This window comes from Microcoleus sp. AT3-D2, from assembly GCF_036705715.1.
Taxonomy (GTDB): Bacteria; Cyanobacteriota; Cyanobacteriia; order Cyanobacteriales; family Microcoleaceae; genus Microcoleus.
In genome coordinates this window covers 32,077-45,898 of record NZ_JAUBVE010000061.1, presented here as the reverse complement: position 1 = coordinate 45,898, position 13,822 = coordinate 32,077, and the positions used below count along the sequence as shown (strand labels likewise).

Sequence of the window (13,822 nt, the reverse complement as noted above, 5' to 3'; positions counted from 1 at the left end):
TGGGTGAAAATTGCAATAAGCGCACTTTTTTCAGTATAACCGATAATTCATCAACTTATTTATTTTTCATTCCTTAGATAACAATTGTGTAGAAGCATTTTTTCAAGACAATGATGCTCTGATTAATTGGGTAAATCAACAACATCTTGATGCGGCGGTAACCTGTTTGGGAGATGGGCATGATGGGATTTGGAATATCATCAGTCGTATTGGTAAGGATAGTCAACGAATAGAGATTCTAGATTGGTATCATTTAGTCGAAAACTTAGGCAAAATTGGCGGTTCAAATCAACGGATAGAGCAGGCAAAATCATTGCTTTGGTCAGGAAAACTAGCTGAGGCTAAAGCTTTATTTTCTGAGGACAATTCCCAGGCAGCTAAAAATTTTTGTAATTATTTAGTAAAACATCAGCATCGGATTGTTAACTACCAATATTATCAAGCTGAAGAGATTTGTTCAATTGGTTCAGGAGCCGTCGAGTCGGCAGTTAAACAAATTGGCAGACGAATTAAAATTTCGGGCGCGCAATGGCTACCAGAGAATGTGCCACAAGTCTTAGCCCATCGTTGTGCATACCTGAATGGTCTCTTCACCATTTAATTTATCTACAAAGGTGACATGCTCCCGATTAAAGTCGGTTGGGTGAGTTGACGTGCCGACAAATTCACCGCGATATTAGGAAGAATTAGTCTGGCTGCTAGGCACTGCTGATATTGCCCACAAGCTTGCTCTAAAATCCATTTGCCCAATGGCAAAAGCAATCTAGTTTTTTCGGCGATGGCAATAAATCGATGGCCATGAACCCACGCTAATTCAGGAGAAGGGCATCTTACTATAACTTTAACACCAGCAAGGCTACCTGTTTGCCAATCGAGCTGAGGTTGATCATACAGCAAGTATTGGCTTTCCAAGCACTATTCAAATAATTGACGATCGCCATGGTGTTGGATTTGACCCAAGGTATTGTTGCTGTGTAAAAACTATAGGTATTGGGTTTGATAGGCAATAAAAGCTCATATTTCAGCAATTAAGAACCTCCCAAACATTTTCGCGGTTGCTATAAATCTTCACAAACTCCTCAAATTAAAAAAGTTGGGTTTCCTAGCTCAACCCAACCTACTTTTAACGACCAATCACTGCTAGCTCTCAAATATCCTCATCGTCTTGACCTTGCACACCCTGGAGAATCCGCGATAGCTCACTCTTCTCATTAATCGTAATCCGAGTCGGAGAACCGCTGATAATCCGTTCGTAACCACTGAACGAATCTTTAATTTGCGGCCCTCTTTCAGTAATCGTGTATTCTCGAATTCCTTTGTCGTGCCATGAACCGCGCATCTTAAACACATTAATTGCCCGCGACATTTCTCCTCGAATCTCTACATACTGCAGCATGATAATCGTGTCAGTAATCGTAGAAATATGAGAGTCGGTAATCGAATGAGAACCCATAAACTGGTCGCTTGTATTCGTGAAAAAGCCGGTTATTTCTTCCTGCTTCGCAAAACCTGTCACTCCAATCACAAATTGCCTGAAAGCATTATTGCTGACACCCCTAGCTAACGCCGACAGCGAGTCTATAGCAATTCGAGAAGGTTTGAACTCAGCAATTTCTGATTTAATACTCTGCAAGTGGTCTTCCAAACCCGCCGATTCCGGGTAAGTGCACAGCAGCTTCAGCAGTCCTTTCTCTTCCATTTCCTCAAAATCAATGCCCCAAGAATAAGCATTGCGGAACAACTGGGCCCGCGACTCTTCATAGGCAAAAAGCAGCGCCCGATTGCCGTTCATACAAGCATTCTGCAAGAACTTGCTCACCAATAGCGTTTTGCCTGTTCCCGTTGCACCCGTAGCCAAAATAATTGAGTCTTTGAAGAAACCGCCACCGCACATCTCGTCGAGAGTTTTATCGCCCGAAGAAACCCGCACGTTTGAAGATTTTTGAGTTAATCGCATCGCCCCCAATGGGAAAATATTAATTCCGTCATTAGTCATAGTAAAAGGATATTCGCCCTTCATGTGAGTTGTACCGCGCAACTTCAAAATTTCCATTGTGCGGCGGCGGCGTTCCCCTTCCAAAACGTTGCGAACAATCACTACATTATCCGACACAAACTCTTCCACCCCAAACCGCGCCACCGGGCCGTATTCTTCCACCCGTTCCGTAGTCATAACTGTAGTTGCTCCTACTTGTTTGAGGCGCGCAACTAAGCGAAAAATTTCTCGGCGTACCACCGATGCAGCATCGTACTGCTGAAATACGGCTGTCACCGAATCTATTGAAACCCGCTTGGCTTTGTACTTGCGAATGGCGTACTGAATTCGCTCGATTAAGGCTGATAAATCAAAATTTCCTACGATATCTTGACCTTCCGGATCGGGAGAAGCGTCCAAAATAAATAGCTTGCCTTCCTCGATTAACTGTGCCAGATCCCAACCGAAACTGCAAGCATTTTTAATAATATCTGTGGGAGATTCTTCAAAAGTTACGAACACTCCAGCTTCGTCAAAATGGGTAATTCCGTTATAAAGAAACTGTACGGCAAATAAAGTTTTTCCCGTTCCTGACGTGCCGCTGACTAGGGTGGTTCTGCCGAGTGGCATTCCGCCGTGACTGATGTCATCGAAACCCTCAATCATCGTGCGAATTTTTTCAACTCCTGGCGTTACCAATCCTTTTCGTTGAACCGTTTGACTAATTTCATTCATGTCGATTTTTGTCAACTCTCAGTATTCTTTAGTTGTCACTCATTAACCGCCGATCATGAGTCTTTGTACCCAGCTTTTAGTTTTGGCTCATGCTCAATAACTAATGACTGCTAACTGCTGACTAATGACCCCGCCCAAAAACCGATACCGTGCCACGTACTCTTGTCGTGGAAAGATAAAAATTTTAGACTTTTTTTCAACCTCCCAGATTCATCTGTTGAGTAAATCTAAAATCTAAAATCGTTCGACTGAGCGCGACTCGACGCTTCGACGCTCGCGCTCGCCGAACGTTTCACGCCAAACCGAAGTCTCAAATCAAAAATTGACTGACTCTCACCTGATTATCTTATGAATTCAGGTCTTCTTCGCGAAGTTCTTCATAGAGCAAATCTAATCCTATCAGAACTTTCTCACGATCGGACAAATCGCCAATAATTTTTCGCACCGGCGGCGGCAGGATTTTGGCCAGCGTCGGGGTTGCCAATATTTTGTCCTCTTCTGCTAGCTGAGGATTTTTGAGAACATCTATGACTTTCAGCGCGTAGACTCCTTGAAATTCTTGTTCTAGGATGTCCTTTAGGGTTTTCAAAGCTCGCACTGAGTTGGGAGTATTCCCCGCAACGTACAGCTTCAGAACGTAGGTTTTCTTCAGAGGACTCATGAACTTTTTTAAATGTTGAGTATTAGTTGTCAGATGTTAGTTGTAGTTGTTATTTGTCTTAAATCCGCTGTTCTTTGTTATTTTATAATATTTTCCGCCTCGCGCTCGCGCGGTCGTTTCTCGGCTCCTTTCTTTTTTGTTAGATTCTACCTTCTACCTTTTCTTTCTTAAATTAGGCCGAATCCGTTCTACATTCTACTTTGATATGTCTCTTTCGGAATCGATCGCCGATACATCTCGCACATATGAGCGATCGCGTCAATCAGGGTCAAACGGTAATCAAGCAATATTTCCTCGCTGCGCCCTTCTAATTTTAGCTGTTTAGCAAACTCGTCCATCAATTCCATGTGAATTTCTACAATTTGAGTCACGGGAACGTCAGCAAAAAAAGCCAAATTCACAAATTCATCTATTTGATTGTTGACCGCAGCATCTTGAGAAAAATAATTCAAAACGATGTCGCGATAACTTAACTTGAGTTGCTCCAAAAACTTTTGCTTCTCAGGTCCCGACAGATTTCTCAAAAAAATCTGGGAATTTCTTTTATAATACACACCTAAGTATCCTAATCGCTCCCGTAATTTTTCCGCCAGCCGCCGCTGCTGTCGGCTGAGCAAACTTTGAGCAGTCAATTGGGCTGTCGCATCGACCGTTACGGATGATTGGTAATTGACAGGAACCGGAGTTGAAAGTTTGAGAAATTGTGCGATCGCCCGATCGATACCTGCAGCTATTTCGTTCGATCGAGCGATTGCCAGTTGCACCTCAGCAGGGTGATAAAAAAAAGCACAGCTTTCGTCTTGGCTCTTATTGGCGCTAATGGCTGCGGCCTCAAAACCATCTGAATATGGTGCTTCGGGCCGGCCATCTACCTGCGCGTGGGGCGAAAAAATCACAGCAGGCAAAAAGAGCGATCGTTCTTGCAGCTTGCCCAGAAGCGATCGCAGATCCCCATCCACCTCCAAAACCAAACAATCAAGGTGATAATTGTGCTTAAGGAATCCGAAAAGCTCCACTGCCGACTTAAGGTGCGTTAAAGCATAGCGTTCGCCTCTCAAAAGCTCGATCGCAGAGGCTGCGATTTCCTTAGAGTGGACAAAAATACCGATAGACAGTTGAGGAAGCAAAGCTGTAGGTGCACCACCTAAGTTGCCTGAAAGTGCTGGATCGCTCAGAGTTGATATCTCCTTTACAAAAAACTTAACATTTTAACAATCATCTCAATATTTATTTTAACCAATCTTAACCGCAAAATAAGTGATGCGCTTCTACCAGAGGAATAATCAAAGTGTACTCCGTGGTTTTTGTGTCAAGCACCCTGAGCGCGATTTCTGCAATTAAGCTTAAGCCTTAAAATAATTGCTAGTCGCCTCAAATCAGGCGTAGGCATCGAACTCCCCGGTCTCGGTGCGGATACCGAGCCTGATAGCGAACTGATATAAAACAAATAAGATACAGAAATTCGCAGCTACATTGAGCATCAAAAATATTACTGCTCTCGCGAGCAGACTCTCAGGTTTGTTATGCCACTCACCACCCCCAGTCTCAAAAATTTTATCGAGCCAGTGCCGCTGTGCCTCCAAACGGGTGCGCTAGCATCGCTGCAGTCAATTTTCAGATCCTGCAACTGCGATCGAGTCGCAGTAGTCAACGAACAGCTACAGCCACTGGGATTAGTATACCTCCGCAGCCTTTGGGCTTGGGGAGCCGATCGCACAAACGACGGGCAGCAACCTTTGTCAGAAAGCTTGATCGCGATCGAACCAGTCAGGGCATTACCCGCCACTATGAGCGTTAGGGAATTCTGGGAATACCTGCAAACAGAGGAACAGAACACCCCAGCCCGGCCAAACCGCCAAAACGCAGGCATTTCATCAAACAACCCGATCGCCCTCACAGATGCCAATGGTCAATTTTTAGGAATGCTAGACAGCCTGAGCCTGCTGCAATTCGCCGCACTCAACAGCAGCTCGCTCTGCAGCCTCACAGAGGAGGCAACAGTCGTCCCAGAAATCGAATTAAGGCCGGTTTCCGAAGCCATCGCCACTGCCCTAGGCGCTCAAGTGCGCTTTCTAGAAGCAGGATTGAAACCTTCGGAAAACCTGAATTCCCTAGTTGAACTGTTGGAAAAACTGCCCCTGCCCCTGAGATTGCAAACCCCTACCGCACAAATAGTCAGTCAAAACGCAGCGTGGCGGATTTTGCTGGGAGCAGGCCCAGAACCAGTTCCCGAACCAGCAGCAAATTTGGGGAAACACTCGCCCCGCAAACCAAGCCATTTAACAAGCGAATACAAGAGCGTGCAGTTAGAGGGCATCACCAAAGAATGCAGGAGCCTAGTAGGAGCAAGTAGATCGGGCGATTCCCTGCGGGATAGCTTCGCCGCGCGTGATTCAACCGCAGCCACCAGTTGCCCGCTGCCCTTGTACGCCGCCGCCTCCCCCTCAACCTTAACCGCTCCAGCTTGGTGCCCCACCGCCGGCAAACCAGATACCTATATTTGCGACTGCCCCGTACAAAAAGATCAAGAACGGATCTGGCAATTTGTCAAACAGCCGCTCTCAGACAAGCTAATTTTAGTAATGGGACAAGATGTCACCGAAGAACATTTAGTCGCCAAAGAATTAGCAGCGAAAAACGCAGATTTAATCCACCTCAACAGACTCAAAGACGAATTTTTATCCTGCATCAGCCACGAACTAAAAACCCCGCTCACCGCTGTCCTCGGTTTGTCCAGCCTCCTCAAAGATAAATTGATCGGAGAACTCAACGATCGCCAAACACGCTACGCCAAACTAATCCATAAAAGCGGGCGGCATTTGATGACAATAGTTAACGATATATTAGACTTGACCCGGATGGAAACCGGGCAGCTAGAACTAATTCCCGAAGCAGTCGAAATAGCATCAACCTGCCAAAGAGCCTTTGAACAAGCAAAACAACTGCAACAGCAAGAAGAAAAAAATCCTCCAGGCGCGAGCCAAACGGACGGTACAGCAAACGCAGAACCCTCCGCTCAAATAGAATTTACACTCGAAATAGAACCGGGACTGAGCCACTTAATTGCCGACGAACTGCGGCTGCGGCAAATGCTGGTTAACCTCCTTTCCAATGCCCTAAAATTCACCGAGCTTGGTGGCAAAATCGGATTGAAAGTAAATGTTTGGGAAGGCTGGATCGCATTCACTGTTTGGGACACTGGCATTGGCATCCCGGCCGACAAACAGCACCTAATCTTTCAGAAATTCCAACAGCTAGAAAGCCCGCTCACCAGGCGCTTTCAAGGAACCGGACTGGGACTGGTACTAACTCAACGCCTAGCTCGGCTTCACGGCGGGGACGTTTCGTTTATTTCCTCAGAAAACCAAGGCTCTCAATTTACCCTGCTGCTGCCACCAAATCCTCCGGGAAACAGCAGCGAAGAAGCCTCGGCACCGGGAGCCGCTGAGGAAGAATTATTAAAACCCCAATATCAGATTCCGATCGCCAATTCTCGCTCTCGTTTAGTATTAATAGTCGAAGCAGTTCCCAAATATATAGAAGATTTAACCAACGTCATCTCAGGTTTGGGCTACCAAGTAATAGTGGCCCGTTCCGGCACCGAAGCGCTGGAAAAAGCCCGCAGGTTTAGTCCCGAAGCGATTTTCCTCAACCCGCTGCTGCCACTGCTGTCGGGTTGGGACGTGCTGACGCTGCTCAAGAGTGACCCGGATACCCGATCGATTCCGGCGATCATCACGGCCACAAGAGGCGAAAAAGAACGGGCCAGTGTCAACAGGGCCGAAGGCTTTTTGAGCTTGCCGGTGGAAGAACCCGCTTTGCGGCGACTGCTGGCAGACTTGATCGGTCACAGTAATGCTAGTAGCCCCAAAGTAAGGAGTCCTTTAACCGTGTTGTGGCTCAGCCCGCAAAACAGTTCGTCTCAAGGTTCCGCTTTACTGCTCAACCCCAACTACTGCCGGGTTTTAGAAGCAGACGACCTCGGCCAAGCAGAACTCGTGGCCAGAATTTGGCGGCCCGACGCGATCGTCTTGGACGGCACAAGTCAACTGCAAAACCCCTTAGCTTTTATCGAACAGTTAAGTCGGTCTCGAAATTTGGGTTCTCTCCCCTTGGTGACTTTAGACCCTCCAACTACGCAACTGGCAAATCAAGTCAAAGGATTGTCCGTATTTCCCTGTTTAGCCACTAGCAGTCCCGACGACGGTGAAACTTCACCTACCGGGTTGGTGCCAAGTGCTTTGTGGCAAGTGATTCAAGTTGCTGCGGGCATGAGTTGGAAGCCCAGCATTTTATTTGCTGACATTTCGACTTTACCCGATTTGCACTCCTCTTCTGGGGGGAACCCGACGGAAGAACTGGAACATTGCGATCGATCGACAAATGCCGAGATTCCCCTCCCCAATTCTCAGTTTTCTACTCCCAACTTTCAAGCTTTGATTCAGTACATCCACACCGCAGGATTTCGAGGGTCGATCGCTCAGAGCTGGACAGAAGTTTTGCAGCAGTTGCAATATCAAAGCGTTGACTTAGTTTTGCTGTGTTTGCGAGATGCCCCCTCAGAATCAACCGCTATGCTGCAGGCGCTATCGAACCTGCGGCAAATGGCAGTAAAACTGCCAATTTTAGTCTGGGATTATCGGTCTGCTGTAAATTCGGAATCCGAGGCGATCGACTTTCTACTGCAAGAAGTATCTGCCAAAATTTTGCCTTCTTCCTTATCAGCAGCACAATTGTTAGATAAAATTCAACAGAGCTTATTAACTCACTCAAGTTCTTGAAAAGGAAGAATTTACCAGGTTTGTAGTGCGGAATTTACTCCTCTTTAAGCTACTCAAAATAAACTATTATTTATGAGAAAAAACAGAATTTTGTAACTCTTTAACTGTCAATCACGAAGCATTATTTATTAACTCATTCAAGTTTATAATAACTCATGATTTGGCCTATTTGTAGTGAGGTTCTTAGTCGTCTGTAAAACAGTGAAGAAAAATGACCATCCTGAATGTAAACATAATTTGAGAAGTATTCAAATGAAAACCCAGAAGTGTTGCGAGTCAAGAAGCAATATCAAAACTCAAAAATATGAGTTATTATAGGCGATCGAGAAACCCTTATATTTTTTTCTGGGGCTGTACAGTGCCTAATCGCATTCGTTTAATATCTCTGCTACTCGCACTCGGTTTGGGGGCAATGCCCGAGCCTGCTGTTGCACAGGCACTCCTGCCTTACACCCTGCAAATCGACTCGGCCCAACTCGAACAAACAGCCTTGAGCCTTGCAGAAGAAGCCGTCCAGCTAGCCAGACTCCAGCAGTACCAACTAGCGGTACCCAGAGCCGAACTCGCCACACAGTTAGCCCCCAAAAATGCTCAAACTTGGACTTTGTTAGGTAGCTTGTACCTTCAAGTCGAGGAGTTTGACAAAGGCATTGAAGCTTTGGGGCAAGCTCAATCTTTGTCGCCAGAAAATCCATCAATTAAATTTGTCTTGGGAGAAGCTCACTTTCGCAAAGCGAACTACGAGAAAGCAGTCGAATATTTGCAAGCAGGGTTGAAACTAAAACCAGACACTCCAGGTGCATTATTTGATTTAGGCAATGCTTTTTATAAGCTGAAGCGGTTTGATCAGGCGATCGCCCAATACGAAAAAGCCTTTGCTTTAGAAAAAAACCTGTGGCCGGCTATCAACAATATCGGATTAGTCAAATACGAAATGGGAGATGTCGATGGCGCTATCAAACGCTGGCAAGAAGCGATCGTGATCGACGACAAAGCAGCCGAATCAATGCTAGCTCTAGCAGTAGCATTGTACACAAAAGGTGACAAAGAAAAAGGCTTAGCGATGGGAGAAGCAGCTCTGAAACTCGACCAACGCTATGCTACCGTAGAATTTCTAAAAGAAAACCTCTGGGGCGATCGTTTAATCGCAGATACCCAAAAGTTGCTAGCCACTCCCGAAATGAAAGCAGCACTGGCTAAAATTCAAGACGCCCCACCCCCTCCCCAAATGTCGCCTTAATTGTAGTTAAGTTTGTAGTGAGGACTTCAGTCCTCAAAGCGTTTTTTAACTGAGAACCAACTATCTTATTCATGACTAAGACAAAAAAATAGTTGAATGCACTATGGGTAGGGGTAAGGTGCGCGCACAGCGCACCCTACCGATTGAGTTGGTGCGTAAGTTCTATTATTGCCACGAAGCAGTCGCTGGCTTCAATTCTCCCATCTAAAATCTAAAATCTAAAATCTAAAATCGCATGACCCCCCTAAGCTGGACAGAATTAGAAGCCCTCACAGACTTTGAAGTCGATCGCACAAACGGCCCCACCAACGCTCAATCCCGCTTGCGCCTCTTCGGACAAACCGAATCCGATGTGCGAGTCACCCTGTACCGCGATAACCACGCCTGGTGTCCCTACTGCCAAAAAATCTGGCTGTGGCTGGAAGAAAAACAAATCCCCTACCGTATTGACAAAGTTACAATGTTCTGCTATGGGGAAAAGGAAAGCTGGTACAAGCGCAAAGTGCCATCGGGAATGCTACCCGCGATCGAACTAGACGGCCGCATCATCACCGAAAGCGATGATATCTTAATCGCCCTCGAACTAGTCTATGGCCCCTTGGGTTTGGGCATGGAAAACCCCGCAGTAATTCCCCTGCGGCGGCTAGAGCGACTGCTGTTTAGGGCCTGGTGCTCTTGGCTGTGCTACCCAGCAAGTTCAGCCAGAGTAGAACAGCACAACCGCGAGCAATTTATCAGCGTCGTCGGCCAGGTAGAAAAGGCTCTCGGCAGCACTCCGGGGCCTTATTTCCTCGATGAATTTGGCACTGCGGATGTCATCTTTACGCCCTACGTCGAACGCATGAATGCCAGTCTTTACTACTACAAAGGCTACTCGATGCGGGAAGAAAACCCGCGCTTTGCTGACTGGTTTGGGGCGATGGAAACCCGCCCTACCTATCGCGGCACTCAGAGCGATTTTCACACCCACGTCCACGATTTACCGCCTCAGATGGGCGGGTGTTATGAAAACGGCGAACCTCAGATGCTACTCAATAAAGCCCGCGTGGATCATGGGCCTTGGGCTGGACTGCCGGATGTGATGTATCCAGAACCGGAAACCTCCCGCGCTGAAGCACTTCATCGCGTCATTAAGCACCAGCGCAACATCGTTCGAGTCAATCCTGCTGATGACAAGTTATTCGATGAGGCTTTGCGTTGTGCTTTAACTTTGATGATGACTGGCGAAGTTTGTACGCCGCCTGCTGGTTCTGATGCGGCTTTGCGGTATTTGCGCGATCGGGTAAATGTGCCCCGCGATATGTCGATTTACGCGGCCAAGCGATTGAGGGAAGCCTTGGAGGAAACGGCGGCTTTGGTGGGTGATGGCCAAGGTTCTCCGATTCTGCTGAAGCATCGGCGAGATCAAGATCCGGCTAATTTTGTGTAAGGGGCGATCGGAATCAGACGGAATCGGCGTTGCTGCTGCTCTACTTCATCAGCTTGCTATCTGCTCGATCGAGGTGGGACCAATGGTAGTATTAAAAGTGGCATAAATAATATGAAAGTATCTATCTCTTTGCCAGATGAGCTAGTCCGTTACATTGACGATCGTGTAGAAAATCGCAGTCGGCTAATTGAGCTTTTATTGCAAGCGTGGCGCAAACAACAAGAACAGCAGGCAATGGTAGAAGCCTGTTTATTGCTAAATGAACTGAGCGATGAATTAGCCGATGAGGAGGAAGCATGGCAGCAAGCAGCGATTACCGACTGGGAAGCCTCTGGCTCGTGAATTTCGATCCCTCAGTCGGTACAGAAATCCGCAAGAGTCGATCGGCGGTAATTATTTCAGCAAGTGCATTCTCTCCAAACTGGAGGATTACTATATACGAAGTGGTAAAAAGTTAAGCTTAAAAACTTAACTTTTTACTCACTGATATCTAAGCAACCTCTACGAACACACCGCTGCGAGCAAACTCCTCTTCTTCAGGACTAAAGACTGGAGCTCGATCCACAAGGTCAGGGTCAAAGTAATATGTCTCTTGGAGGAATTGTCCGGTGACGATCGCCTCCTCCAACTCCTTGATGTAATCTTGGGCAACTAAGCAAGCCTCCTTGATACCTTCCTCATCCCTCTTATCCAACAGCTTTTGCAATGTTGCTCTCACCCCTGTCAGTCGTGCCGCAGGCTTGAGCATACCGTAGAGGCGGTACATCCGATCGGTGGCAATGCTAATGTGTTTGAGGGCTTTGGCTCGTGCTAGCTCAGAGTCAATGCTGGGCCAATAACGGGTGGTGTAGAATGCTTTCTCATCCTTGTGATACCACTCCTCCGATCGCGCAATTGATGAGGAGACAGTATTGTGCAGCTTCCAGAAGAATAAGCGCAGGGAAGCGCCATCTACTACGGTGGAGAGCTTCGCCTCCATTGATACCTCAAAGTCATTCAGACGCGGGTCGCGCCCAAGCACGAGGTACTCCACAGGGTACATTTCCACCTCTTTATTCTGCACGACGTAGGCGTTGAGGTGGTGGCGGCAGTAGGGGCAGGGATACATAGTGGCAAACAGTTTGAAAAAGTCCTTGAAGATGGCCACCAAAGTTTTTTGCTGTTGGGGGGTCTTGGTAGAGACGATTTCAGCCGTAGTGTGGAAGAAACGCCACACCGCAGGGCCAATATAGTAAGGGAAGCTGACGCGCATTTGTGAATTCTTTATTTCACTGCGATCGATATAAACGTCAATGAACGATACATATTGCGAGAGTTCGCCAGACTCGCGCCCAAACTCCAAGCGTTCGCGTCGTTTCTGTACCCCATTCAGGTAGTTGTGCGTCAAGCGCCATGCCTGTTGAAGCATCAACTTCTGTTTTGGAGCGCATTTGGGAAAGCCTTCTGCAACATCCGCCCCATAGCGTCCAAATTCCCCTGACGCCTTGGTGGCTTCGTACCACTGGTTTAAAGCTGCTTCGTCAGGAACCGTGTTGAAGGGGATGTCTGCTGCTGTGCTGACGCTGAAGGCAGCTAGCAACTTCGGCATAAAGTCTTCATACCAATAGGCGACTGGCATCATCGCACCATCGATTTCCTCTGAGGCATCCGAGAGGATGACGCGGTTCCACTTCTTCAGGTACTCTTTTGGATCTCCCTCTGATTTGGCTGGTGGCGGTGCCATTTCCTCACTCAGTTCCATTTTTCTCAATCGGTTGAGTTCGTTGATGGCAAGCACACCCTCGGCGATGTCACGCAAGTTGAGACTCTTCTTCTTGATGGTGATGGCAAACTCGACTCCTGCGGCAAACTTTTCCTTGGCAGTTGCAGACTTACCCCGCGCTTCCAACATGGCTTTTTGTTCTGCCAACATTTCTGGAGTTTTTTCTATAGTCTTCCAGTTTTTGATGCGATCTTGCAGTCTGGCATATTCATCTTCGAGCGATTTAACTACTGCATCCAGTACAGGGTTGCACGCAGACTCTACTACACCTAATCCTTTATAAAGCGCGATCGCACTCCTGACAAATTGCACAAAATCAGCGATTCTGTATGGCAAGTTTCTCACGCGGAGGTGAGTCTCGTGGTTGGCGGAAAAACTCTCGCGGAAGCTGCGGTAGGCTGCTCCCTGGATCAGACGAAACAAACCAATCTGCATCTGCAACCGGGACGTACCGCGCTTCTTCTCAGTTTGTGGGTGTTGGGCGAGTAGTTCTTTTAGGCGCGCTATTTCTGGATTGCTATCGGTGGGTGCTTCTTGTAGATTAGGTTCAATAGTGGCAGAAGCTGCCTCATTGATAGCAGTTGCTGTAGTTGCGATCGCAGCCGCTGTAATGTCTGAAATCTCTGTTGTCTGTGTGCTGACAACCGGAACCGGTGAGTCTTGATATCCGGTTGTGATCTCTGACTCATCCGGTACCAGTTTGCAGAATTCCTTAAAGTCAATTGAGGCATCGCCGTCATGATCTACCTCTTTGATAATCTCATCGAGCTCTTGCTCTGTCAGCCCAAACTGGCTCATCACGCCGTGCAGCTCGTCTCTGGTGATTTGACCGCTACCGTTTTCATCAAATACACTAAATGCCATTTTGAGACGACTCTGGCGATCGCCCTGCTGGGACACCATCAGCATTTTGAATTCCTCAAAATCGATACTGCCCGACAAGTCTACGTCCACTTCCTTGATCATGTCGCGCAGCTCGGTTTCGTTAGGACTCTGGCCTAGCGATCGCATCACTTGACCCAGTTCTTCTGATGAAATACCACCGCTCCCGTCCGCATCAAATACTTGGAATGCTTCCCATAACTTTGCCACATCTTCTTCTGTCATGGCTTTTTTTTCAATCTGCACAGATGTCATAACTAAATTTTCCCTGATTTTTTTATTAGCTGTCTATTGATTATGACCAATATACTTTAATTCCTGATGACTTACGCAACGATATTGTCAAATCCAAGGGGA

At 47.1% G+C, this 13,822-nt stretch carries 10 protein-coding genes and 1 pseudogene; 6 read left to right on the top strand and 5 right to left on the bottom strand.

Annotated elements, in window-relative coordinates; translation table 11 throughout:
* Window positions 1-94: 94 nt before the first annotated feature.
* Window positions 95-601: pseudogene (locus tag QUB44_RS22185) on the top strand (ISKra4 family transposase); the annotation flags it as partial.
* A gap of 5 nt (window positions 602-606) precedes the next feature.
* Here the strand turns inward: QUB44_RS22185 and QUB44_RS31260 are convergent.
* The 4 genes from QUB44_RS31260 to QUB44_RS22170 all read right to left on the bottom strand — a co-directional run bounded on the left by QUB44_RS31260 (window position 607) and on the right by QUB44_RS22170 (window position 4,498).
* The gene (locus QUB44_RS31260) at window positions 607-897 is read right to left on the bottom strand and encodes an EAL domain-containing protein (RefSeq protein ID WP_445299923.1); all 291 of its coding nucleotides are present in this window, start codon (window positions 895-897) and stop codon (window positions 607-609) included.
* Between the two features lie 250 nt (window positions 898-1,147).
* Window positions 1,148-2,710 (bottom strand): circadian clock protein KaiC, encoded by a 1,563-nt coding sequence (kaiC, locus tag QUB44_RS22180; protein ID WP_333370826.1) that lies wholly within the window; start codon window positions 2,708-2,710, stop codon window positions 1,148-1,150.
* A 346-nt stretch (window positions 2,711-3,056) separates the two neighbouring features.
* Window positions 3,057-3,371, bottom strand: coding sequence for a circadian clock protein KaiB (gene kaiB / locus QUB44_RS22175; protein ID WP_006632119.1), 315 nt, complete (start codon window positions 3,369-3,371; stop codon window positions 3,057-3,059).
* 188 nt (window positions 3,372-3,559) lie between these two features.
* A complete protein-coding gene (locus QUB44_RS22170; RefSeq protein ID WP_333370824.1) occupies window positions 3,560-4,498 on the bottom strand; it encodes a circadian clock protein KaiA in 939 nt (312 codons plus the stop codon).
* A gap of 396 nt (window positions 4,499-4,894) precedes the next feature.
* Between QUB44_RS22170 and QUB44_RS22165 the strand changes: the two genes are divergently transcribed.
* The 5 genes from QUB44_RS22165 (at window position 4,895) to QUB44_RS31255 (ending at window position 11,279) form a co-directional block, all read left to right on the top strand.
* Window positions 4,895-8,152 (top strand): ATP-binding protein, encoded by a 3,258-nt coding sequence (locus tag QUB44_RS22165; RefSeq protein WP_333370822.1) that lies wholly within the window; start codon window positions 4,895-4,897, stop codon window positions 8,150-8,152.
* 358 nt (window positions 8,153-8,510) lie between these two features.
* The gene (locus QUB44_RS22160) at window positions 8,511-9,392 is read left to right on the top strand and encodes a tetratricopeptide repeat protein (RefSeq protein WP_445299922.1); all 882 of its coding nucleotides are present in this window, start codon (window positions 8,511-8,513) and stop codon (window positions 9,390-9,392) included.
* A 235-nt stretch (window positions 9,393-9,627) separates the two neighbouring features.
* The gene (locus QUB44_RS22155; protein WP_333370819.1) at window positions 9,628-10,821 is read left to right on the top strand and encodes a glutathione S-transferase family protein; all 1,194 of its coding nucleotides are present in this window, start codon (window positions 9,628-9,630) and stop codon (window positions 10,819-10,821) included.
* 111 nt (window positions 10,822-10,932) lie between these two features.
* The gene (locus tag QUB44_RS22150; RefSeq protein WP_333370817.1) at window positions 10,933-11,163 is read left to right on the top strand and encodes a hypothetical protein; all 231 of its coding nucleotides are present in this window, start codon (window positions 10,933-10,935) and stop codon (window positions 11,161-11,163) included.
* Window positions 11,118-11,279, top strand: a complete 162-nt coding sequence (locus tag QUB44_RS31255; protein WP_445299921.1) for a type II toxin-antitoxin system PemK/MazF family toxin — start codon at window positions 11,118-11,120, stop codon at window positions 11,277-11,279. The genes QUB44_RS22150 and QUB44_RS31255 overlap by 46 nt, the downstream gene beginning before the upstream one ends.
* A 32-nt stretch (window positions 11,280-11,311) precedes the next feature.
* On the opposite strand, the gene QUB44_RS22145 is transcribed toward QUB44_RS31255, so the two are convergent.
* Complete coding sequence (locus tag QUB44_RS22145; RefSeq protein ID WP_333370815.1) at window positions 11,312-13,720, bottom strand: EF-hand domain-containing protein; 2,409 nt, start codon at window positions 13,718-13,720, stop codon at window positions 11,312-11,314.
* Window positions 13,721-13,822 lie beyond the last annotated feature (102 nt).